Raw genomic sequence first — 22,021 nt, forward strand, 5'->3', positions numbered from 1 at the left:
ACGAGGAGGACGAGGAGGACGAGGAGGACGAGGAGGACGATGACGACGACTTCGACTTCGACCTTGATGACGATGACGATGACGATGACGAGGAGGACGAGGACGACGATGACGACGACGACTTCGACTTCGACCTAGATGACGACGAGGACGACGACGAGGATGACGACCTGGACCTTGAGGCCAAGGACGGAAAACCCTCACTCCAGAAGCCCTCTCGTACCGCTGCCGAAGCTCTCGTAGTTCCGGTTGCGCCCCGGACGTCAGGCCCCGGCCCCCAGCTTCCGCCGCGGCCGGGGCAGCGATCGGCTGCTCCCGAGCCGGAGACCTCCACCCAACCGGTGCCTGTCGCTCCTCAAGCCCCGAAGAAGCGTCGACATGCGGTCACGCGTACCAAGGCCAACCGGAGACTCAACCCCGGAGACCGCATCTGCGGCGAATGCGGGGAGGGCAACCCCCCGGCCCGGAAGTTCTGCAGTCGTTGCGGGACTTCACTCGCCACCGCCCACCTGGTCAAGGACCCGTGGTGGAGGCGCATCCTGCCCAAGCCCCGGACGCTCAAGGCCGGGGGCAGGCCGGGACAACCAGGAGTGAAGACCGGCGTGCGGATGCCGGAACTCTCCAGAATCCTCCGCCCACTGCGGTGGATTCTCGGCCTGACCCTGCTGTTGCTCGGCATCGTCTACAGCCTCTACCCGCCGCTGCGGACCTGGGTGAACGGTCAGGTCACGGCGAAGGAGAAGCAGATCAACTACCGCATTCACCCGGACTACGAGCCGGTCGCGGCCACCGGGGCGACATCGAGCCCGGACGTCCCGGACGGTCCGCCCAAGCTGGCCGTCGACGGGAACGAGGCCACCGCCTGGACGTACCCCCAGTCGGCAACCGATCCGTATCTGATGTTGACCTTCCCGAACCCGGTGAACCTGGACGCGGCCCTCATCCACAACGGTGATAGCGCGAACTTCGATGCAGTCGGTCGACCTGTGAAGCTGCATCTCGTCTTCTCCAACGACAAGTCTGCAGATGTCACCCTCAAGGATCAGCGCAAAGAACAGCAGATAAAGATCCCCAATGCTCATGGGGTCACCTGGGTGCGGATATATGTGACCGACAAGATCCCCGGACTCGACGGGAAGAACGTGGCGCTTAGCGAGGTGGAGCTCTTCACCAGGAAGTAGCGTCGGTCCGTCCATGATCGCCCCGGCGGCGCGGCCGGGGCGGGATCGTCGTGTCGGGGGTCGGCGCAGCCTCCCGATACCCTGCGCCGCCCGGGGCGCTGCCCGCTTCGTCCGGTCCGCGGTGCCCTTTCGTCCGCCGTGAGATGCCTCCATGCCCGCTCCCCGGGGGGACGGAAACGGCGGCCCGGCTGGGAGTATCGAGGTGTGCCGATGCCCGTGGTCACCTTCGAACAGTCGCCGTTGAACGCGCCGGCTGAATCTCAGGCGGGGGTGGCGATAGACCCGCAACCGGCATCGAGATCAACCCCGTCCTGACCGTCGACAGCTGGAATCGGCAGTTCCGAACGCGCCTGATTGGATCGCCTGCCATGAATGACGACACCCGTAACGCGCGTAGTGATCGGGACATGATCTGGCCGTTGCCGCCGATGTGTGGTGTCCTCGGCGTGGCGTTGACGTGGCACGTGCCGGATCCTGCGGGTGCGGTGGACGCGGTGTGCGACGTGGTTCGCCGGCAGTTGGTGATCTGGCAGATCGACCGGTTGTGCGAGGACCCGACGGAGTTGCTCTCGGGTGTGCTTCTCCACGCTGTCCGCCACGCCACCGGCCCCCTCCGCCTCGCGCTGGCGTTGCGGAGTGACGGTATGGCGCTGTCCGTCCACCAGGTCCAGGACAGTGGCTGGGTGACACCCGCCGGGCTGACCGAACCCGGGTTGCGAGGGGCGGCCGAGCGGTCCGCCACGCTGACCGTCGAATCGGTACCGGAGCTCTGTGGCTACGCGTTGGTCGCGTGGTTCCCACTGGCCGATGGCGTCGGGACGGAGGAGCATCTCGTCGCCGAGACCCCGTCGGTGCAGCGTCGTAGGCCCGATCGGCTTGCCGGCCGTACCCGCAGGACCGTCGGTTCCTGGCATCTGCGGCGGCCGCCGGACAAGCCGGCCGAGCGTGGTGCGGCGGGCGCTCGCCGGAAGCCCGGCATCCCGCGCGAGCCCCTCTGCCGGCGGCCCCGACACGTCTCCCGCCGCCCCACCGGCACGGCGCACGGATCGCGCGCCAGCCCGGCTCCGGCGGTTGCGGTTCCCGCTGAGGACGATGACTGCTCCTCCGGCTGCGTCGACGCCGCGCCCACGATCACCCCGCAGGGCGGTCGTGGGCGCGGCGTCTGTGGCCGGGGTCAGAAGGACCAGGACAGCAGAGCGTCCTCATGGGGCTGGCAATAACCCCGCGGCGGGACAGCGACACCGATGGTGTCCGAGCTGACGGTGTAGTAGGCCCGGACGATGCCGGCCCTGGCCAGCATGGTGAGGCAACGGCGGCACGGCCGCGCCAGTGCCGGGTGGGCGGATGCGTCGACCCGGGCGACGTAGATCTCCCGGCCCGAGGTCCTCCTGACTTTCCTGACCACCGCTTCCTCGGCGTGGAAGGTACTGTGCCGGAAGTCGATCGTGGGAGAGTTCCGGCGCTTGTTGGGGGCTGCGGCGAAAATCCGGCTGCCTGACGCCAGTACCGCGCCCATCTTGTACCGGCACTGTGAGTTCAGGGCCTGACGAAGAGCGATCTCTATTCCCAGCATGAGGTCTTCCACCAGTTGATAGTGCTGCTAGTTCGTGTCTCGGCATCGACCGGCGTTCCCGGCGGGGCTGGTCCGCATTTCCTCAGGCTGCCACACGGCTCGGATCGTGCCGTGCGTCAGATGTGCAGAGTGCCGAAAGACCGGGTCGTACCGCAAGAATCCCGCTGATGGACCTGCGGCGTTCCGTGCTCGGGCCGCCCGGGGTCGGTAGGCCTCGGGCGGCCGCGCCGCCTCGAACCTGAACGCCCGAGGCGGAGAAAGGGGAACCGGCGCCGGAAGCCGGGCGGCCGCGCAGTGCGGGCTCGCTCGGCCTCCGGGGGCTCCCGCGTATCAGCCGTCAGCGCTGAGCAGGGCGCCGGCTCGTCGGCCGATGAGGGGTGCGGTGGTCGTTCTGCGTATCGTCGTGCACCTTCCGCACGTCCGCGGCCTGCGGTCCCTTGGGGCCCTGGGAAACATCGAAGATGACCGCCTCGCCTTCCTCCAAGGAGCGGTAGCCGAAACCCACGATCGCGGAGTAGTGAACGAATACATCGCGCTCCTGGCCATCTGGAGTGATGAATCCGAATCCCTTCTCGGCGTTGAACCACTTCACCGTTCCGTGGACGTCCTTCTGGCTGTTCGGGTCAGACAATTTCTGCTCCTCAGGTGACGGCTGGACCTCGGCCTAGTCTCACGTCGCCCATAGGTCCCGCATGCTAGCCGGCCGTCGCATCGAGGTAGATCTGGCGACGGCTGACTCCACTTGACCAGGAGAGTGCCGCTCAGGCGATGGCCGATCGGGCATCCCTCGGTCCGGTGATTCAGGGACTCCGCGGTGCGTCGCCGGACGAAGCCGGAGGGTGTCTGGCCGATCGATAATCGAGGCTACAAAGCTTTTCCAGAAGAAAGTTCACGTCCGGTTCGCCGGCATTCCCAGGGGTGTGATCCTATGCCTTTCGAGTACTGCCGTATTCCGACCGGACAACCGTGGGGGTGGTCGCGATGATTTCTCGAATCGACCGCGTGGTCGGGGGGCTCCGTGCAGCCCGGTTGATCAACGCCTACCGCGCACGCCTGCGCGACCAGGACCTGCTGCCCGACCGGGCCGCCCTGTCCGTGGCGTGCAGTGCCTACGCCAACGGGTGCGTTTACGTCGTCGCCGCTCCCGGGCAGGTCTGGAGCCGGATCAGCGATGACAAGGACGACCCCGAGCAGCTTCAGATCAACGAGATCGACTACACCCTCCTGCACGGGCATTCCGCCATCTGCCAGGAACTCAGCGGCACAGTCCTGAGAATGCCGCTCGACGAACTCGACGCCAGGTTCAGCCTGGAGAGGTGGCCCGAGCTGGAAACCGATTGATCCCGACAGTGCACCGTGCGGCCGCCGGACCCGGTCACCAGCATCGCCTGATGACCGGATCATCCGGCGGCCGCCGGCCGACGCTCGATGGGACCGGAACCGGCGTCAGTGCTTACGGCCGGAGCAGGGTACGGAGCTGCCGACGGGTACTGAGGCTCAGCTTGGTGAAGACGTGGCCCAGGTGGTACTCGACGGTCTTGGGACTGAGGAAGAGCTGCCGGGCGATCTCCTGATTGGTCAAGCCCTGAGCGGCGAGACGGGCGACGGCGTGCTCGCGTTCCGTGAGGTCCGGCAGTCGACGGCCGGGACCGTCGCCGTCGGTGGCACCGAGGTCGGCGAGGTCGCGGGCGACCCGCTCCAGATACGGCGTGGCCCCGAGGACCCTGAAGAGACGGTGGGCCTGCTCGAGATGCGAGGCGGCGTCACGGCGATTGCGGGAACCCGCCGCGGAGAGCAGCAGCCGCGCGAAGTCGTGGTGGAGGAAAGCGCGGTGAAGCGGGATGTCGTCGTCCGACGCGGTACACCGGTCCGCGGCATGGTACTCGGCGAGGGCGGCGGGAACATCCCCGGTCGCCACGGCGATCCTGCCGTGGAGCCAGTGCGAGGTGAGCGCCAGGCCCGGCGCGTGCACGACGAGTCGGTCGATCCGGGCGAGAGCGTCCCCGGCGCGCTCGACGTCGCCGGGAGCAGGATCGGCGCCCGCGGTGAACGCATCGACGAGCAACGGAGCCCACAGCAGCGGCCCGACCGTGAGCAACCCGGGGGCCGTGACACCGGGATCCTCGACCGCCCTCAGAGCACGGATCATCGCCGGACGGTCCCCCCTGGCCTGGGCCAGCGTCGCGGCGATCACCGGTGGGTGGAGCGAGTTCAGCCACGGAAAGACGGTCGCGTGCTGCCGACAGGACGCGAGATGGGACTCGGCCTGCTTCCGGTGGCCCTGCTGCGCGTAGCTGAGGGCGGCGGCGGCGTGACCCATCGACAGCCCCCACGGTGAACCGTCGGTGTCGGCGGTGAGCACGGCGGCCTCCGCCCTGGTGACGGCCTCCTCCCAACGCCCCGTGAAGTAGTGGGCGAGCCCCGCGTAGGCCGACGGCGTGGGCTCGACCGAGACGTCACCCGCGGAGTGCTGCCGCGTGACGAGAGTGGTGAGATCGTCGCCGCCGGCCCGCAACTGCCCGGCCAGGACACGCAGGATGCCGCGGTAGAGCAGACAGTGGCTCTCGGTGCGGGGGACCACCGCCGCGGCGGCGGGAAGCCGGGCCGGCGCGAGGACGTCCAGCCCGGCCACCGGCCCGTCGGTGTGACCGACGGCGAACGCCAGCATCCCGAGAGCGTCCCGGGCGAACACCGTGGAACATTCCTGATCGACCATCGGCCGCAGAACGGCGGCGGCGCCCACTCCGTCGCCCCGCAGAATGCGGGTGACACCGAGCGAGAGATCGGCTACCGCGGCGGTGGCCGGGTCGGTGGCCGTGGCCGCCGCCCGCGTGAGGTGATGCTCCGCGGTGTCGAGGTCTCCGACGTGGCATGCACAACTCCCCAGGATCACATCCCGGCGAGGAGAAGAGGCACAACCCTCCACGGCCCTCCGCAGAGCCGCGGCGCGGCCGTGGAGCTGACCGGTGAGCAGATGCATGACGGCGGCCAGCAGACGCTGCTCGCTCTGGTCACGACTGGTCGACAGGTCCGCGGCCCACAACAGCAGAGTGGCCGCGCGACCGGGAAGCCCATGGGCGGCCTGACGATCGGCCTCCGCATCCAGCCGGGCGGCAAGGCCGGGATCGGTACGAGTGGTGGCGGCCACCCGGTGGCTCCACGCCGCATCCGGAGCCACCAAGGTGACGGCGGCGGAGTGCAGCGAGCTGCGGCGGGAAGGACTGATGGCGTGGTAGACCGCGTCCCGCTGGAGCCGGTGGCGGATCCGCACCGGCGCGGTGGGCTGCAGGGGATCCCACTCGACCAGCCCGGCTGTGAGCAGCGGAGCCAGGGCCGAAGTCGGGTCCGTGAGCCCGGCCAGATCTCCGGCGGTGGTGAGCGGAGCAGGGAGGTCCAGCACCGCGAGCGCCTCCGCAAGCCGCCGCGCATCGTGGGGGAGCCTGCGCAAGGTCTGCCCGATGACGGACTCCAGCGAGGAGGGGACGGGCAGCGGATGGGACAGGTCCATCAGCGCGGGAGGCGGAACCTCGGACAGGAGGGTGCGCAGGTGCAGAGGGTGCCCACCGGTCCGTTCCTGCAGACGCCGCAGCGCGGCCCGGCTCAGCTCGGGGGCACCCGCCTCGCGGGCGAGGCCGCCGGCGTCCTGCTCGGTGAGACCACCCAGATGCAGAGGCAACAGGTGCTGGACACCCTTCCAAAGGCTCCGCCAGTCGTGCTCACCGTCGACCGGAGGCCCCAGTGCCCCACCGGTCCGCACGGTGGCGATGATGAGGACGGGCTCGCTCCACAACCGGCGCAGGCTGAAAGCGAGTGCCTGACGGCTGTGATCGTCGGCCCAGGAGACGTCGTCCAGCACCAGGGCCAGCGGTGCACTGTCGGCTGCAACCGCGAGAAGCGGAAGCAGGTCCGTGCCCACGGCCAGCGGCGAGGCGTCAGGCGTCAGCTCACGCAGCAGTTCCCGCAGCCCCGGGACATCGCAGGGCATACGACGCAGCAACTGATCGAGAGCGGCGTACGGAAGATCCTTCTCGGTCGCGTCGCACGAAGCCCAGCAGACCTGCAGACCGTCGCCGCGATCCTCCAGAGCACGGCGGGCCAGGGCCGTCTTCCCTATCCCGGACGGGCCCTCCACCACCACCACCCAGGGCACCCCCGCGACCGCCGCCGCGCGACAGCGCTCGATCGCCGCCAACTCGTCCGTCCGCCCCACGAAGCCGCCGCGCCAACCGGCGCGGCCGACGGAAGGCGGTGTACCGCCCAGTGGGTCATCACCGCCGGTGAACAGGGAATCACTCATGGTGCCGGCCTCGCTGAGCCAGGTTCCCGTTCCCCTCTTCAGTAGGGGAGTTGACGGCCCTTCGGCGTGCGCAGGTCCAGCGGGGGCTGTTCCCGCCGCGGGGTACGGGTCTGCTGCACTCGTACGCGCTGCATGGTCGTGGTCATGGCTCCGGCCTTTCAGCTGGGTCCCGGCTCCCGTAGGACCGGCCAGGGTTGTCCGATACCCCCATCCTGCGTTCGCCGACCTGTCTCTGGCCCCAGGGACTGGCCCTAGTCGACTCCCCTGGGGTACCCCCAGGGAGTTCAGCGCAGGGCCGCCGGCGGTGTGCGCTGCTGGTCCACCGGGACGGTCTCCGTCAGGTGGCCCCAGACCACGATGCGGTACAGCGAGGTGAACACCGGGGTACAGCTGGTGAGGGTGATGTAGTGCCCGGGCGTCGTGTAACCGGAGCCGGCCGGGACCGGGGTGATCGCACCGACGTTGTCCTTGGACGTCTTCGGCAAGGTGTTGTCGACCCGGTACACGTACCACTCGGTCCTGGTCTCGAAGACGATGGCGTCGCCCGCACCGATCTTGTCGATGTTGTGGAACTTGGCGCCGTGACCGTCCCGGTGCGCGGCGAGGGCGAAGTTCCCCGAAGCGTCCCAAGGCAGTGCGGACGGGGGCGACGTGTAGTGGCCCGCGACCCCCTGGTTCAGCACAGCGGTGCTCGTCCCCTCCTTGACCAGGACGGAGTACCCCCGTCCCAGCGCGGGAACGTGCAGGATCCCCAGGGCGCCGCCCACGTCGTACGCGGGGGCGACGCCCGTGCCCGGGGTGCTCGCGTCCGGCGGGGCCTGCCAGGTCCGTAGCAGCTCCTGCTGGGCCTTCGCCTCGTGGCGGTCGGCGAGGACGTCGGTCCACCACAGTTCGTAGGCCGCGAACAGTCCGAGCACCAGGCCGAAGGTGAGGAGCAGCTCGCCGAGAACCGACAGGGCTCCGCGGACGACGGCGGTCGGTCGGTGGCCGGACGGCATGGGCAACACTCCGAATGGCGATCCCAGCAGGAGGCGGCCGATCGGCGGCCGGGCCGTCGCCGCCCGATGCGTCGAGGGTAGTCCCGGTCAGGGTGGTGCCTTCGGCGACGGGCCGTGATGCGCACTCAGCCCGAGACCGCCCGGGCAGCCGCGAGGACCGTTGCAGGGACGGGCCGAAGCCGCCGGGGCAGCCCCTCGGACCGACGACCACCTGGTGGACCCTGCCCCAAAGTCGGCCGCACTCCCAGGGGATCGCCTAGGGAGTTTCCCTGGGGCGCAGGGGGTGGGTGAATTGCCATGCTTGCAGTACCGCAGAGAGGGCAGAGCTCGGCGAAGGACTCGGCGGTAAGGATCGAAGCGGTGAGAGCGCCCAGATGACAGTGGAAGTGTCTTCGGCCGTTGCCGCGCAGTGGGCCGATCAGCTAGGAGCAGTTTGATGATCACCAGGATTCCCGTGTTCGTGCAGGCCGCCGACCCCATATCCCAGTCAGGTCTGGAGGCCGCCCTACGGCCCCGGCCGGAGGTCTGCCTGGCCAGTGCCGACGAAGTGGACGAGCACACCGTCGTCATCCAGGCAACGGACACCCTGACCGACGAGACCATGCGCGCACTGCGCAGCCTCAGTCGGCGAGGTTGCCGCCGGATCATTCTGGTGATCGGCTCACTCGACGAGGCGGGGCTGCTGAACGTCGTGGAGGTGGGCGTGTGCGCAGTCGTCCGGCGTTCGGAGGCGACCGCACCTCGGCTCGCCCAACTCATCGTCAGCACGGCCGCGGGCGAGGGCACTCTTCCGCCGGACCTGCTGGGACGGCTCCTGCAGCAGGTGGGGCGTCTGCAGCGGCAGGTGCTGTCCCCGATGGACATGCATCTGACGGGCCTCTCCAGCCGGGAGGTCGAGGTCCTGCGGCTGGTCGCGGACGGTTTCGACACCCGGGAGATCGCCGAGAAGCTCTGTTACTCGGAGCGGACGGTCAAGAACGTTCTCCACGACATCACCAGCCGCTTCCAGCTCAAGAACCGTTCCCAGGCGGTGGCCTACGCCCTCCGCGAGGGGCTGATCTGAGCACCGCTTCGAGGTTTCGTCCCAGAAGTCCGCGCACGAGCGCCCGGCGGGTCCGCGACCCGGTCCGGGCGCTCGGCCGTGGCCTCCCCCTCCGCCTCGGTTCCGGGGGACCGACGCGCAACGCGTCGGGTGACCGGCCCGGTACTCGTCCCGGTGACCACCGTCCCGGGCGTCACACCGGGCAGTCGGTCATGCGCCCGGCGTCCTCCTGCGGGCCGGGGGCCGCCCCTGCCGGGTCCGCCACAGCAGCCGCAGAGCGCCGGCAGTCAGAATCGCGGCGCACGCCGTGCCGATCATCGCGACCGTGGTGCCGTCGGAGGACGAGCTCTTGGCCGACACCAGCCCCGGGTCGCCCGTCGAGGCCGTCACCGTCGCCTCGTCGGGGCCCGTGACGGTGCCACCGCCGTCCGTCCAGGCGATGGCCGGAGGCTCGGGGAGAGTGGCCGGGACGCTGCCGGCCGCCAGGAGCGGGGAAGTCACGGTCACGGCTCCCGGCGGGAGCGCGGCGGACGACGGGAGCGGACCGGCGCCGGCTTCGGAGGACGAGGCCTCCGTCAGCGATCCGCCGTCCTGGATGAGGTTGTACCGGTAGGGCACGAAGCCGCCCACCGCGTAGTACAGGTAAGAGGCGCCCTTGACGAAGTGGGCCCGTGTCCCCGGATGGGACTCCTCGTACATGTTGAAGGCCGTGTGGGCCGAGTTGCTCCACCCCGCGAACAGCACGGTGTGGCCGGAGGACAGCAGGATGTCACCGGGCTGCAACTCGCTCACCTGGATCGGGTGCGACACCACGGCCAGGTTCCCGGTCCAGAAGTTCACCCGCTGGTCGAGGTGCCAGGCCATGGACATGTACCCGGAGCAGTCCTGCCGGTACGTCCCCAGGGCGTCCGTCCACCAGGCGCTCTGGCTGTACGGGACGCCCTCCAGTACCCACTGCTGGGCACGCCGGAGGACCGCACCGCGACTGATCGGCTGCATCACCGCGGTCGATGACGACCCGTACGGCGTTCCTGCGGAGGAACTCCCGCCCAGCGCGGCCGCCGGGGACGGCGTGAATCCGGTGAGGGTGACGCTCGGCGAGGCGAACGGTGACATCGAGACCACCGGTGCGGCGGACGGGAGCTGTGGGGCGAGGGCCGAAGCGCTCGGCGTCGGCTGGGCGGCGGGATCGGACGATGCGGCCACCGCCGGTGACGGCGGGGCCGAAGACCCGGAAGGGTCGGAAGGGGACGGCACTGCCGGGTCCGCCACGGCCGCGGACGGTGCCGGGTCCGTGGCCTCGGGAGAGGAGGAGGCGGTCCCCGCGCCGGCCGTGCCTTCCACGGTGGCTTCCGGCGCTGCGCTCGACTCCGGCGCGGCGCTCGGCTCCAGGACCGGACTTTCGGCGGACGGCGCCTCGGACGGTGCCTCGGAGGGCACCTCGGCCTGCGGGGCCTCCGTCGGCGACGGCGTCCGTGCCGCACCGTCCGCAGCGGGCGAGGCGGCCTCCGACGACTCCGCCGAGGCGGAAACCGAGGCAGCGGGATCGGGGGATTCGGAGTCGGCGAAGGCAGCAGTCCCGGGCAGTACGAGAAGGACGGCGGCCCCGAGCAGCCCTATTCCTTCGAACGATGATCGTAGTCTGGGGCGGCCCGGCTTCGAAGGCTTGTCCATCCTGCTTTACCTCCGAACCCCCGAACCGCCCGTCGAGAGGCGACGGGCGGTGTGTGAGAGCGATTTTGGGAAATGCAACGCTAGCGCACCACAAGCCCGATCAATGCCCGTGGGAGAGATGGCTGCCGGATGAGGCAACGGATCCGGTCCGCTCGGCAGCCCTGCCCTGACAGGCCGGGCAGCACCTGGCTCGTTGGTTCAACCGGATCAACGGGTCCGTCCACCACCTCCCGCAATGCCTCAACGGGAAGCCTGGAAACGACCTGATCAATGCCCGAACGGGAACAGGCGGGCCCGATGCCGGACGATACCGTTCGTAGCAGCGTATTTTGTCTGCCGATGCACACTGTGCGTGATCCTCGGGTCCCGCTCTGAAGTTGAAAAGGAGTGCTCCTGTGAATCACCATGTGCGAAATGGAGGGAATTTTTGGGAGGAGCACGAGGGGATTGCCGTTCTGGCCTGCGGGCATCTGATCCACCGCTCCTGCCTCACCGGTGTGGCGGAGGACCACCGCTGCCGGCCCCGGGGATCGTGTGAGGTCTGCGAGATGGGCGGACGTACCCCTGCGCCACGGCCCAGCAGCGAGGCGACGGTGACGACCGATGCGGCCGGCGACTACGGCCGGCGCCTGATCGGCAGCCTCGGCCGGGGGTACGACGCCGACTGGGACACGACGTGGGGCAGCGTCGACTTCGTACCGGCCCTCGACGGTACGGTCGAGGTGTGGGCGAGACCCGGGGTTCTGCACCTTCGGGTGACTGCCGGCAACCCGGAGACCCTCAGCCGGCTGGAGTACCTGGTCGCCAGCCGACTGATCCTCCTCGCCGGCGAGGACGTGCTCACCGTCCACTGGATCTGACGGCGCGACGCATCGCAAGCCGTCATGGGCGGGTCAGCCCACCGGGCTCATCGCCCGCCCGACCCGTGAGGGCACCGACGTCGGACCGGCCGCCCGATTTGTCTCGTCGAACTGCGCCATCATCTCTCGGCTGACCCGCAGACTTCCGGCCGCACGTCGGGCCCTCCACGGCGCAGGGCCCGTGCCGGGCCAGTACGCATCGACCAGAGCGCACAGGGCGTTGGCCTGGTCGACCGCCTTGACCGCGTGCGAGTACGCGACCATGAGCCGTTCCAGGAGCACCCGGGAGACGCCCGCCACGTCCGCACCGACGTCGGCCGCCCCGGGCCGCGAAGGGAGCCGGGACGAGCAGGTGGGCTCCGGATGGCCTCCGTCGATGAGCCGCGCCAGCCGGCCCACAGCTCCTGCCACCCGTCGCGGGGTGTTCCGGTCGCTGCCGGGCTGCCCGTCGCCGATCCCGGCACAGACCTCCCTCGCCCGCCCGATCTGAACGTCGAGGAGCTCCACGAACCGCAGATGATGGCGACGGGCCCGTCGGACGGCGGCATCGTGGTCGCCCTCGGTGACACCGGCCGAGGCCTCGACGAAGGCGGCCCGGAAGGAGACCGCGTGAGCGACCGTCTCAAGTCCTGCCACCCGCACGACGCGGAGATAGTCCGCAGCTGTTCCCCCTCGCCCCCGAAACCCCTCTGTCCCAGGCATCGGTATCTCCATTCACGGCCGTTGAGCGCCCGGTTGCGCTCCACAGGACATTCCCTCCTGCCCCACCCCTCCCCCCCCGGTCACCCCACCTAGCAAGCGTCCCACTTCTCCGACGGCCTCGAGTCGGCCGCGCCGCGTCCCGGGTCTAGGCCGCGGTGGGCATGTCCGCCCAGTGGGTGGAACGCCCGGCACGGGTGCAGCAGCCGTGGGAGGCCGCCAGGAAGTCGATGATGCCGCTGCCGCGTCCGTGCTCGTCGGGTGCGCAGCTGGTGATCCACTCACCCTCCTGCTCCGCCGGGCCGCCGTCCGCGACCTCCACGTGCACCATCCCCTCGTCGGGGACGTCCACGCGCAGTGCCACGGGGGGCAGCGCGTGCTCGACGGCGTTCGTGACCAGCTCGGAGACGACCAGCAGCACCTGGTCCGCGGCGTCCTCCCCGACACCCCACTCGGACAGCGCATGACGTGCGATCCGGCGGGCGGTACCGGCCGACTCCGGCAGGTGCGGCAGAACCCAGAGGCACGGAAGCGCGGCCACCTGAACAGCGGTGCACGGGGAGTCGGGCACGGTGTCCGCCGGAGTGCCCGACCCGTGGGTCAGAGGCTCAGCGGTGGTGGTGGTGAGAGTGGCGTCCATGACGATCACGTCCGGAGGGAGAAGGCTTTCATTTGGTCCTGCTTGCTAATTCAGTTCTACGGGAGGGGGGCGGCGTGAACATCGGGGATTGTCCCTAGCCTCGTCCCCAGGGCCCCTAACCCCTGGCCCCCTGGGGCCCCTGCCATCCCGGGGAACCCCCCCGACCCCGACCCCAGGGTCCGCTCCTTCCCTGGTGCAGCCGCCGTCCCCGGGTCCCCAGGGGCGCGTTTTCCCGGGGCGCGGGCCCTGCCCTCCGGCTCACCCCGGGTCCCCTGGGGTGCCCCCCAGGGGACCCGGGGTGACCACCGAGCCGGGACAGCTTCGTCCAGGGCCGCCGCACGGGCCTGCCACCCGTGCGCTTCGGTGAGAAACAATTGCGTTTCTGGTCGATATTGCGCCGGGCGTTCGGTGCAGACGAAAGGGCACGTGTCAACGTCGGCAGCCTGCCCGGTGGTCGATAGAAATCGTCTCGGGGGCGGCTTAAAATATATCTGCCGCGTGGCGTGTCGGCAGACGGTTTCCGGATGCGACGGTGAGGAGGTGGCGCAATGCGCGATGATGAACGCGAAAAGTCGCTGAAGAGGAATTTCCCCTGGCTCTATCGCGGCCCGGGTGGCCCAATTTCACTCGAAAGGCTCAAGGGGCTCGTAGGGGATGAAACGCCGCGGAGCGGCAAGGAGTGGTGGAAGAAGCGGAACAGTACCTGGTGCGCCCTGGTGGTCAATCGAATGGCGGTCGGTGGAGAAGAGGACGCCAAGGAAATATGGAACGTCTACTGCGCATTCCGTGCGATGAAGCAAAGATCCAAGAATCCCGGGCCGGGCGACATCAGCAGGAGGGGGGTTGCGATCCGCCGGGTCGATCGCATGGTGAGCAGTGGCGAATTCTATGACGATGTTGTCGCGATAAAGAAGATCGTCAGGCCTTCCGCCAAGGAGAAGGCGCGTGCGGCGGCCGAAATGCTCGTCGGAGGGACGGAAAACAAGGTGGTCGTGCCGCGCAGGAGGCTGCGGGAGGCCGCCGCCGTCTGCAGTGGGGTGGCCATGGCCGCGAAATCCTACCAGTCGGAATTGAGCCGGATCGCCGGCAGCATGCACGGGGGTGGTCTCCCGAAGTCCGTGGCCGGCAATACGAAGAGGATGGAGAGTCTGGCGGGCCTTGTGCGGAAGGATGCAGAAGTCTTGGCGGAGCTGGTCGGCCAGCTGGAGAGTATGCACCCGTCGGATCGAACGGCGCTGCATCTCTACCGGATGGCGTGCACGGTGGTGTGCCGGCTGTCGAACCGGGTGGATGAAGGCTTCGGCGACGAAGCACGGCCGTATCTCTGGGTGGGCGGGGCGCTGGAGACGGGGGATATCGGCTCGTGGACCGACCAGGAGTTCACCGCGGTCGGTGAGTACCTGGACAAGGTGTACAGCCTCTGTGCCGAAGTCGCCCCGCAGGTGGTCGAGCCCGGTTTTGAGTTCGCGAGTATTCCGTACGTCGGTCGAGCTTCCGCGGTCGGGGCCGGTCCCAGGCGCAAGTACCATGAGGCGCTCCAGTCCTGCGTCGCCCAATGGACGCTCGTGGTGAACCGCTGGGATGAGATTCAGGAAAAGAGAAGGGAATCGGCGCGAAGGTCGCCGGCACCACCCCGGGCCGGTGCCCCCGCGCGTGGCGATGGGATGACACTGCTCGCCATCGGCGATGGCCTGATCCAGGAGTCCAAATCCTTCTTGCAATTTATCACTAGTGCCGATCGATATTTCACATGCACCGGGATGGCGCAGTTCGGTGTCGCGCTGAACAAGTTCATCGAAAGTGCGGAGGGTGAATATGTGAAACTCTATAAGGTGGTCGAATCCGGCGGTACCGATATTCGGGTCGAGCGCAGATCGGAGGCGAGCCTGGTGGGACTGGCCCATGCCGTCGACCTCGGCATGTCGGAGGGGGTGGCGGGCAAGGCGGATGCCTTTAGCGATCTGGCGGATTTGATCAATTCCGGACAGCTCGAGGTGAAGCCTCCTGAAGCTTCCGAAATAAGGTCTCATCTGGAAATCATGCAGGATGCTTACGGGGCTGCTTGCAATGTCTACTACTGGTCCGATCAACTCCGTCGGAACTTTCCGAACGATGCTGCTGAATGGCCGAAAGGGCAGGCCGTGGTGGCTAAGGAGAGGAATTCCGAGGCGCTGGCACAGGTAATGATCGACGAGTTGTCCGACGATCCCACCTGACCGCCTCATGCGGGTCTGCTGCCCGCAGGTCTGCCCCGCAGGTCCGGTCCGTGCCTCGCGGGCCCTTTAGGTTCGTGGTGACGCCCCGCACAGGGTGGGGCGGGAGTCAGGTGGGTGCTGTGATTTCTGTTGACGAGACCGTGAGCCCGGCGTCCTCGGGGGAGAAGTCCCCTTCGGACGGGTTCGATGCAGTTCCGGTATGGGCGGTCAAGGAGCTCGTCCGTATCGCTCACGAGACCCTCGATCCGGGGGAGCAGATCTGCGGGGTCGAGGTGAGCGAGGAGAAATGCCGGGATCTGAGCGACAGGGCCTTTCGGTTCCGACTCTCCTACGAATGGTTCTACGAGCCCGGTGACGGGCCGTACGTGGATGAAGTCGACATCATCGTCTATCAGTCGCGGCGGCGTCGGTGGGAAGTCCACACGCTGTAGCGCCGGACGGACCGGCTGTTTTCCCCGCTGAATGTCCTCCAGGGCACTGGCTGCGGTCCCTCGCCGAGGTAGACAGGAGACCGCCAGGAGCGTTCGGCGCTGGCGAGAAACCGACCGACGGCGGAATGATGCCTGATATCCCTCTCACGTTCACCGCGGAGCCCGTCCGGGGAACTCCGCCGGGCGCGGTCCGGACGGCGGAACTCCGGTACGGGTCTTTCGACCTCTCGGCCCTGCTCGATCAGACCGTTGCCGTTCAGCGGGTGGCCAACGCGCTGTCGGAGGAGGAGTCCGAGTCACGTCGGTGTCTCATCGGCCGGCGTGCCGCGGAGCCCCGGGTGCGCGCGGTCGGGGCGTTCGCCGGCCGCCGGCTCGTCGGGTTCGCCTACGGTGCCCCTCTCGACCCCGATTGGCCCTGGGCGGACGAGATGGAGGAGGGGCTGAGGGACATCGGGGGCTTCGACGGTCTCGGTCGGCCGTTCTGGCTCCTCGAGCTTCATGTGGTCCCGTCCTGCTGGCGGCGGGGTATAGGGACGAGCCTGGTCGAGCGGCTGTGCCGCCCGGTGCGGCAGCGCTGGGTCGGACTCACCCGCCGGGCGTCGTCGGACCGGGCGCGGGTCTTCTACGAGTCCCTGGGGTTCGCGGACGTACCGGGGGTGGTCGGCGGCCGGGGGTATGTGGTGATGGGCGCCAGACGGCCGATCGGCCGGACGACGCGTCGGGCGTGAGGTCTTGTCGGACCGTCACCCGGGTGCGGGCGATGCCGCGGACCGGGTCCCGGGCTCCGGTCAGGACGGTCCTGACCGGGTGTCCTCCTCCGCAACGGGGTGCGTACCGAGCAGCGTGGTGATCGCGTTCTGCAGAGTGGTGCGGGTGGCGTCGAGGTTGCTGAGGTACCCCGTGGCCACCGCTCCGTCGTAGAGCATGAGGAGTGCCTGCGCGACCCCCCGGGGCCGGGGCGGGTCGAGCCGGGAGAGCAGGTCCTCCAGGAGCCGCAGGAACCACGAGCGGTGATCGGCCACCACCTGCCGTACCGGGTGTGCCGGATCGTCGTACTCGTTGGCCGCGTTGATGAGCGGAGACCCGTGGAACCTCGGCCGGCACACGTAGTCGGCCACCTCGTCGAACAGTGCCTGTAGGGCCTCGTAGGGCGGCAGGCCGGCCATGACCGTGGTCAACCCCGCACGTACCTGGCCGTGTAGGTCCTGGAGGTAGGCCACCACGAGGTCGTCCTTGGTGGGGAAGATCCGGTTGAGCTCCTCGATACCGATCCGGGCCCGGGCCGCGATCTCGTCCATGCCGACGGCTCGCACCCCTTTGCAGTAGAAGAGGTCTGCGGCAGCCTCGATGAGTACGTCGGGCATCTTCGGGGTCACACCGGGTAGCGTCTCGGACGGAGGAGTCGACATCTCTCACCTGATGATCGGGTGGACGGGAGTGGAGGGGGCGAGCGTGACGCTCTCCTGGCGAAAGTACCGCGCGGGTACCGAGGCCCGGTTAGCTGAAGGGGCAGTCTTTGGGGGTGAGGTCGGCCTAAGTGTGATGCTTCTGACGTTCCGCCCCTCGCGAGGCGACAACCCGCCGTGTCATGGGGCACCCTTGCGGGAACGACCGGTCTGTGACAGAGCACAATGAATGATGTGAGTATGACTCGAAAGGTGTCGGATCCCGCCGTGCAGGCAATGGCCCCGCGGGACCGTCTCCTCGACGCAGCCACCCGCCTCTTCTACGCCGAGGGCATCCGGGCTGTCGGCGTGGACAGGATCATCGGCGAGGCCGGCGTGACCAAGGCCACCTTCTACCGCCACTTCGCGGCCAAGGACGACCTCGTCGTCGCCTACCTGGAGGCGGAGGACAGGCGTCAGCGCGAGTACATCGAGTCCGCGCTCATCGGCCTGCCTCCGCAGAAGGCGCTCCAGCGGATCTTCGAGCTCGTCGGCGATTCCACCTGCGCGCCCGGCTTCCGGGGCTGTGCGTTCCTGAACGCCGCGGCCGAGTTCCCGGTGGCCGACCACCCGGTCCGTGAGGCCGTCGCCGTCAACCGCGCGTGGTTGCAGTCCCTGCTGCGGGACCTCCTGGCCGAGATGGGCCATGCGACCCCCGACGCGGTCGCCGGAGTGTTGATGATGCTCGTCGACGGGGTCAAGACGGCCGGGTACCTCGATGACGCCTCGACCGTCCGGCTCACTCTCCACGACACCATCCACAGCCTGGTCGGTGGAGACTCCTGAGCCGGAGCCGGTTCAGAGCCACCTGCGCCAGGCGCGGCCGGGGGGCCCGTCCGTGGTGTCCTGTTGCGGTTGAAGGGGGTCCGGCGCCGGGGGGAAACCGCTCTCCCGGGGCGGAGCGAACAGGGCGTGGGCGAACGAGTCGATCGCCGCGTCGATGATCGAGGTTTCCTCCCCGATCGGCACCGTCTGGTCGGACCGGTCGAGGAAGGCCACCAGGGGCGGTATCGGCGCCGCCAGTTCGACCGGGCCCGCCGGCCCGAAGAGGGTGATGTGGACATCCCCCAGCGTGCCGAGGCGTCCGGCCGGGCGTATGTGGATGTATCCCTGCCCGCTCGGCTTGGTCAGGCCTTCGAGCAGGACTTCACGGGCGAACACCCAGGGGATTTCCTCATCCGGTGACAGGTTGAACGTGATCGAGACCGCGAGCGGGTCGCCGGGGTCGTAGCTGAGCTCGGACATCAGCGGGATCTCGAGGTCGTCCGTGACCCTGAGGATCATGGGAACCCGATTCTGGATGGCGCCGTTCATTTCCACTCGTTTCATCTCTGCCCGGATCTCGCACCCGGATTCTCTTCAGGGCGAGGCGGTAAAAATTTGATAAGCTAGAGAAGACAGACAGTTCTGTCTCTTTCAGAGACCATAGCTGGTCGATTGATGCCGACGCCAGGAACCTCGGGACGCCCCGCCGGGTCCGAACCCCCAGCGGGCCGCCGGGCAGCCCTGGACGGGCCGCCTCGGCGGCTTCTCGGCAGTCGGTTCAGCCCCCCGTTACCTCGAAGACCGGTTCGGCCTTCGGCGTGGCGTGATCTCGCTCGACGGTGAGCGGATGGCCGGCTTCCTCCACTATCGCGCACCGGCCCGCAGGACCACGAGCACCTTCGGGCGGATCCGGCCGGGCGGAACGGCCACTCGGTCCTGCCCGTTCGGCTGCCCCTCAGCCCCTGCCCGGAGTGCGGGCGCCGCATGTGGGCGGCTACGCGCCACCCGGGCGGGCGTCGTGGGCGACGGCCTGCTCGTAGCGCGGGGAGACGACCTGCCCCCCGGGCAACAGATCACCGAGGTCGTCGAACACGACCACCCCGTTGCACAGAAGGCTCCACCCCTGGTCGGGGTGGCACGCCGTGGGGGAGGCCGCATCACGGTCGGCCGCATCAGCGGACGGGCAGCGGGGAGAGTGTGTGCACATCGGAACCGTTTTCCTTGTCGTCTCGACGGCGGTCCTCGGAACAGAAGTTCCTCGGAGACTCCAGAATGCCGCGCGGGCAAGAGCGACAGAGAGAACGAAAGGCCCCCTCATCGGGCCGGCGATCGCTCCCGGACAGACGTCCCGCCACGTCGGAAACGGTCCCGCACGACGACGCGGGGACGGCGATCAGGCCTCCCCACCCCCGGGCCTGCCTCCGTGGCTGCCCGATCGGGAAGCCGGGCCGCCCGCTGTCCGGGCAAGGCTGGGAGTCAACGACAACAGGTCGACGGCAGCGGAGAGAACCCCGAAGCCCCTGGACCGAATCACGCAGAGAACGGATCAGCAAGTCCAGGCCGTGACCCCCACCAGCGGGGCACGGCCGTGATTTTGAAGTACGCAGAGGTATCGACATGACGGACACCCTCCAACGTCTCACCGACGAAGGCGTGGCCATCTGGCTGGACGATGTGTCCAGGGACCGCATCGCCTCGGGAGATCTCGACGATCTCGTCCACCACCGGCACGTGGTGGGAGCCACGACCAGCTCGGCCGTCCTCAGACAAGGCGTCAAAGGCGCCGGCTACCGACGGCAGCTCGCCGAACTCTCGAACCGGGGCGTCACCGCCGACGAAGCACTGCACATCCTCGCCGCCACCGACGCACGCGAGGCCGCGGACATCCTGCGTCCCGTGTTCGACGCGACCCACGGACACGACGGACGCGTCTCCATCGAGGTCGACCCCTGCTCGGCACGGCACACCTCGACCATCATCGCCGAGGCAGGGGAACTGGCCTGGCTCGTCGGACGGCCGAACCTGTTCATCATGGCCCCGGCCACCGAAGCCGGCCTCCCGGCCATCACCGAACTCCTCGCCATGGGCATCAGCGTCCACGTCACGCTGATCTTCTCGCCCGAGCGCTACCGAGCCGTCATGGACGCCCACATGGCAGGCCTGGAAAGAGCGGCAGCAGCCGGAATCGACCTGTCCGGGATCGAGTCGGTGGCCTCCTTCTCCGCCTCCGAGGTCGACGGGGAGATCGACCGGAGACTGGAACGGTCGGCAGGACCCGCAGGCCGCACACTCAAAGGCCGGGCGGGCATCGCCGCGGCCCGCCTCTTCTACCACCTTCACGAAGAGGCCCTCACCACACCCCGATGGCGCGCGCTGGAGGCACTCGGCGCCAACGCACAGCGCCCGCTGTGGTCGTCGACCGATACGCACGCCCCGGCCGCGTCCGACACGCGCTACATCACCGAACTCGTGGCCGCCGGCACCGTCAGCACCATGCCCCGCGCCACCCTGGAGGCGGCGGCCGACCACGCCCTGGTCGTCGGCGACAGCATCAACGGCACCTACCCGCAGGCCCAGGACGACCTGGACCGGCTCGCGGACGCCGGCGTCTCCTACGCCGACGCCGCCCGCCGGCTCGAGGACGAGAACATCGGAGCCCACGAACACACCTGGCGCTGGCTGCTCGGCTTCACCAGCCGCGCGCTCGCACGACGCGCAGGCCATGACACGAAGTTCGACAAGCTCTCGGTGGGCCGGCACGACCAGCTCCCCGGCTGAGAGCCGAAAACGGAACCCCCTCAGTGCCGCGCCACGAAATCGGGCGGGCCCGAGGAACCGGACACAACCAGGAAAGGCGTGGTGCTCAGAGCCTGCGACGAGGAGACGGCACGCACGGTCAAGGCGAAACGTCCCGGCCGAATGTCGGACGGCAGCACAAGCCGGACGTCGAGCGTGCCGTCACTGCGCACGGTCGCCGTCCCCGCCTGACCCACGGGGCCGTCGAGCCCCAGGCTGACATTGCCTCCGGGGGGCAGCCCGGTCGCCGAAACCGCGATCACCGACCCCGGGGAACCGACCGCCGGGCTCACCCTGAGCGTGGCCGCACCGTTGACCGTATGGGTGACGACCGGGCTGGTGCTCGGCTGGTACGTGGCGTCCCCGCTGTAGACGGCGACCACGGCATGGCCGCCCGGGATGAGCGCCGAGGTCACCAGCTTGGCGGTCCCGCTACCGTCCAGCGCCACCGCCGAGCCGAGCGGGGTCTGCCCGTCGGTGAAGGTCACCGAACCGGTGGGGACACCCGCGTCCCCACGGACGGTGGCCTTGAAAGTCACCGACTGCCCCGGCACCGAAGGAGCGGGCGAGGACGTGAACCCGATCGAAGAGGGCGCCGGCTGCACGACGAGCTGGAATTCCTGCCGGAGCGGCGTCACCGGCCGGCCCGGACCGGAGTGGTCGGCGATCTGGACCGTGAAGACGAAGTCGCCCGCCGCCCGCGGCGTCCCCGACAGACGCCCGCTCGCAGCATCCAGGGAGAGCCCGACCGGAAGACTGCCGCCGGCGACCGTCCAGGCGTAGGGAGGCGTACCCCCGTGCGGAGCGTTGCTGGTCGGGGAAGAGTACGCGGCCTGGAAGGTCCCAGGAGGGAGCTGGGCCGAGAACTGCGCCCCCAGCGCCTCCAGCACCGTGACCGAGAACATCCGGTCCGCCCGCTGGCCCGTGCCGTCGGTCGTCCGCAGCACGGCGTTGAACGTCCCCGACTGCGATGGCGTCCCCGTGACCACCCCCTTCGGGCTCAAGGACAACCCCGGGGGCAACGCCCCCGACGTGACGGCCCAGCCGAAGGGAGGCGCACCGTTCGAGACACCCAGACCGGTCCGCACATAGGGCGTACCGGTGACCGCACCGGGCAGTGCCGCGGTGGTGATCCGGTACGACTGGACGAGAGCCAGCGTATGGGCCCTGCCCGCCGAGACGGCCGTGACCCCGCCCAGCCCGTCCGGGACCGTGGTCTGACCGAGGTCGTCACGGCCCCAGGCACGGACCGACCCGCTCTTGTCCAACGCCACGGCGAACCCGTCCCCGGCGGAGACGGCGACCACACCGCCCAACCCCGCCGGGACCGCGGTCTGCCCGAAACGGTTGTCGCCCCACGCCACGACCGTGCCGTCGCTCTTGAGGGCGAGGCCGAATCCGTCG

20 protein-coding genes and 1 pseudogene are annotated in these 22,021 nt (G+C 69.1%); 10 read left to right on the plus strand and 11 right to left on the minus strand.

The genetic code is table 11. From position 1 onward, the window contains the following. Both AA75_RS50875 and AA75_RS14750 read left to right on the plus strand, forming a co-directional pair. Positions 1 to 1,181: discoidin domain-containing protein (locus AA75_RS50875; protein ID WP_033820456.1), on the plus strand; the 1,181-nt coding region annotated here is incomplete at its 5' end. Positions 1,182 to 1,549: 368 nt separating this feature from the next. Next, on the plus strand, positions 1,550 to 2,401 hold the full coding sequence (locus tag AA75_RS14750; protein WP_149038136.1) for a hypothetical protein: 852 nt from the start codon (positions 1,550 to 1,552) through the stop codon (positions 2,399 to 2,401). Here the strand turns inward: AA75_RS14750 and AA75_RS45585 are convergent. Beyond that, positions 2,356 to 2,766, minus strand: coding sequence for a hypothetical protein (locus AA75_RS45585; RefSeq protein ID WP_149038137.1), 411 nt, complete (start codon positions 2,764 to 2,766; stop codon positions 2,356 to 2,358). The two genes, AA75_RS14750 and AA75_RS45585, sit on opposite strands and share 46 nt — an antisense overlap. Positions 2,767 to 3,160: 394 nt before the next feature. Next, positions 3,161 to 3,385 (minus strand): annotated as a pseudogene (locus tag AA75_RS14755) (cold-shock protein); the annotation flags it as partial. A 341-nt stretch (positions 3,386 to 3,726) separates the two neighbouring features. Between AA75_RS14755 and AA75_RS14760 the strand changes: the two are divergent. Beyond that, positions 3,727 to 4,095 carry a hypothetical protein gene (locus tag AA75_RS14760; protein WP_033820458.1) on the plus strand — a complete coding sequence of 123 codons (369 nt, stop codon included), beginning with the start codon at positions 3,727 to 3,729 and terminating at the stop codon, positions 4,093 to 4,095. Between the two features lie 112 nt (positions 4,096 to 4,207). On the opposite strand, the gene AA75_RS14765 is transcribed toward AA75_RS14760, so the two are convergent. Together AA75_RS14765 and AA75_RS14770 are read right to left on the minus strand one after the other, a co-directional pair. Continuing rightward, a complete protein-coding gene (locus tag AA75_RS14765; RefSeq protein WP_082526515.1) occupies positions 4,208 to 7,051 on the minus strand; it encodes an AAA family ATPase in 2,844 nt (947 codons plus the stop codon). 284 nt (positions 7,052 to 7,335) lie between these two features. Then, positions 7,336 to 8,049 carry a class E sortase gene (locus AA75_RS14770; protein ID WP_033820460.1) on the minus strand — a complete coding sequence of 238 codons (714 nt, stop codon included), beginning with the start codon at positions 8,047 to 8,049 and terminating at the stop codon, positions 7,336 to 7,338. A gap of 436 nt (positions 8,050 to 8,485) precedes the next feature. Between AA75_RS14770 and AA75_RS14775 the strand changes: the two genes are divergently transcribed. Next, the gene (locus AA75_RS14775) at positions 8,486 to 9,112 is read left to right on the plus strand and encodes a response regulator transcription factor (protein ID WP_033820461.1); all 627 of its coding nucleotides are present in this window, start codon (positions 8,486 to 8,488) and stop codon (positions 9,110 to 9,112) included. A 189-nt stretch (positions 9,113 to 9,301) separates the two neighbouring features. Here the strand turns inward: AA75_RS14775 and AA75_RS14780 are convergent, their stop codons facing one another. Continuing rightward, positions 9,302 to 10,207, minus strand: coding sequence for a hypothetical protein (locus AA75_RS14780; protein WP_149038138.1), 906 nt, complete (start codon positions 10,205 to 10,207; stop codon positions 9,302 to 9,304). Positions 10,208 to 11,358: 1,151 nt separating this feature from the next. On the opposite strand from AA75_RS14780, the gene AA75_RS14790 reads away from it, so the two are divergent. Further along, on the plus strand, positions 11,359 to 11,625 hold the full coding sequence (locus AA75_RS14790; RefSeq protein ID WP_033820463.1) for a DUF2218 domain-containing protein: 267 nt from the start codon (positions 11,359 to 11,361) through the stop codon (positions 11,623 to 11,625). A 33-nt stretch (positions 11,626 to 11,658) separates the two neighbouring features. Here AA75_RS14790 and AA75_RS14795 read toward each other — a convergent pair whose 3' ends face one another. Next, the gene (locus AA75_RS14795; RefSeq protein WP_149038139.1) at positions 11,659 to 12,261 is read right to left on the minus strand and encodes a hypothetical protein; all 603 of its coding nucleotides are present in this window, start codon (positions 12,259 to 12,261) and stop codon (positions 11,659 to 11,661) included. A 211-nt stretch (positions 12,262 to 12,472) separates the two neighbouring features. After that, positions 12,473 to 12,964, minus strand: a complete 492-nt coding sequence (locus tag AA75_RS14800; protein ID WP_082526519.1) for an ATP-binding protein — start codon at positions 12,962 to 12,964, stop codon at positions 12,473 to 12,475. A 548-nt stretch (positions 12,965 to 13,512) separates the two neighbouring features. Here AA75_RS14800 and AA75_RS14805 point away from each other — a divergent pair. The 3 genes from AA75_RS14805 to AA75_RS49325 all read left to right on the plus strand — a co-directional run bounded on the left by AA75_RS14805 (position 13,513) and on the right by AA75_RS49325 (position 16,339). Next, positions 13,513 to 15,180: a hypothetical protein gene (locus AA75_RS14805; RefSeq protein ID WP_149038140.1), complete on the plus strand. Its 1,668-nt coding sequence runs from the start codon at positions 13,513 to 13,515 to the stop codon at positions 15,178 to 15,180. A gap of 119 nt (positions 15,181 to 15,299) precedes the next feature. Further along, positions 15,300 to 15,611 (plus strand): hypothetical protein, encoded by a 312-nt coding sequence (locus AA75_RS14810; protein WP_033820466.1) that lies wholly within the window; start codon positions 15,300 to 15,302, stop codon positions 15,609 to 15,611. A 338-nt stretch (positions 15,612 to 15,949) separates the two neighbouring features. After that, positions 15,950 to 16,339: a GNAT family N-acetyltransferase gene (locus AA75_RS49325; protein ID WP_158515501.1), complete on the plus strand. Its 390-nt coding sequence runs from the start codon at positions 15,950 to 15,952 to the stop codon at positions 16,337 to 16,339. A gap of 60 nt (positions 16,340 to 16,399) precedes the next feature. On the opposite strand, the gene AA75_RS14820 is transcribed toward AA75_RS49325, so the two are convergent. Continuing rightward, the gene (locus tag AA75_RS14820) at positions 16,400 to 16,987 is read right to left on the minus strand and encodes a TetR/AcrR family transcriptional regulator (RefSeq protein WP_158515502.1); all 588 of its coding nucleotides are present in this window, start codon (positions 16,985 to 16,987) and stop codon (positions 16,400 to 16,402) included. A gap of 270 nt (positions 16,988 to 17,257) precedes the next feature. On the opposite strand from AA75_RS14820, the gene AA75_RS14825 reads away from it, so the two are divergent. Beyond that, positions 17,258 to 17,842 (plus strand): TetR/AcrR family transcriptional regulator, encoded by a 585-nt coding sequence (locus AA75_RS14825; RefSeq protein ID WP_082526517.1) that lies wholly within the window; start codon positions 17,258 to 17,260, stop codon positions 17,840 to 17,842. Between the two features lie 12 nt (positions 17,843 to 17,854). Here the strand turns inward: AA75_RS14825 and AA75_RS14830 are convergent, their stop codons facing one another. Beyond that, the gene (locus AA75_RS14830) at positions 17,855 to 18,370 is read right to left on the minus strand and encodes an SsgA family sporulation/cell division regulator (protein WP_051812412.1); all 516 of its coding nucleotides are present in this window, start codon (positions 18,368 to 18,370) and stop codon (positions 17,855 to 17,857) included. Between the two features lie 445 nt (positions 18,371 to 18,815). Further along, entirely contained in the window at positions 18,816 to 19,028 is a 213-nt protein-coding gene (locus AA75_RS14835) for a DUF5999 family protein (protein ID WP_033820468.1), read from the minus strand. 410 nt (positions 19,029 to 19,438) lie between these two features. Here AA75_RS14835 and tal point away from each other — a divergent pair, with 410 nt between their 5' ends. After that, positions 19,439 to 20,599, plus strand: coding sequence for a transaldolase (tal, locus tag AA75_RS14840; protein WP_051812414.1), 1,161 nt, complete (start codon positions 19,439 to 19,441; stop codon positions 20,597 to 20,599). 20 nt (positions 20,600 to 20,619) lie between these two features. Here the strand turns inward: tal and AA75_RS14845 are convergent. Continuing rightward, positions 20,620 to 22,021: Ig-like domain repeat protein (locus AA75_RS14845; RefSeq protein WP_033820469.1), on the minus strand; the 1,402-nt coding region annotated here is incomplete at its 5' end.

Source organism: Kitasatospora sp. MBT63 (assembly GCF_000710465.2).
GTDB lineage: Bacteria > Actinomycetota > Actinomycetes > Streptomycetales > Streptomycetaceae > Kitasatospora.

Coding starts and splice junctions, on each gene's coding strand:
- AA75_RS14780 (WP_149038138.1), bottom strand. CDS start 10,207: ATGTCACCGTTCGCCTCGCCGAGCGTCACCCTCACCGGATTCACGCCG.
- AA75_RS14800 (WP_082526519.1), bottom strand. CDS start 12,964: ATGGACGCCACTCTCACCACCACCACCGCTGAGCCTCTGACCCACGGG.
- tal (WP_051812414.1), top strand. CDS start 19,439: ATGACGGACACCCTCCAACGTCTCACCGACGAAGGCGTGGCCATCTGG.
- AA75_RS14835 (WP_033820468.1), bottom strand. CDS start 19,028: ATGTGCACACACTCTCCCCGCTGCCCGTCCGCTGATGCGGCCGACCGT.
- AA75_RS14765 (WP_082526515.1), bottom strand. CDS start 7,051: ATGAGTGATTCCCTGTTCACCGGCGGTGATGACCCACTGGGCGGTACA.
- AA75_RS14805 (WP_149038140.1), top strand. CDS start 13,513: ATGCGCGATGATGAACGCGAAAAGTCGCTGAAGAGGAATTTCCCCTGG.
- AA75_RS14775 (WP_033820461.1), top strand. CDS start 8,486: ATGATCACCAGGATTCCCGTGTTCGTGCAGGCCGCCGACCCCATATCC.
- AA75_RS14825 (WP_082526517.1), top strand. CDS start 17,258: ATGACTCGAAAGGTGTCGGATCCCGCCGTGCAGGCAATGGCCCCGCGG.
- AA75_RS14830 (WP_051812412.1), bottom strand. CDS start 18,370: ATGAACGGCGCCATCCAGAATCGGGTTCCCATGATCCTCAGGGTCACG.
- AA75_RS14750 (WP_149038136.1), top strand. CDS start 1,550: ATGAATGACGACACCCGTAACGCGCGTAGTGATCGGGACATGATCTGG.
- AA75_RS14770 (WP_033820460.1), bottom strand. CDS start 8,049: ATGCCGTCCGGCCACCGACCGACCGCCGTCGTCCGCGGAGCCCTGTCG.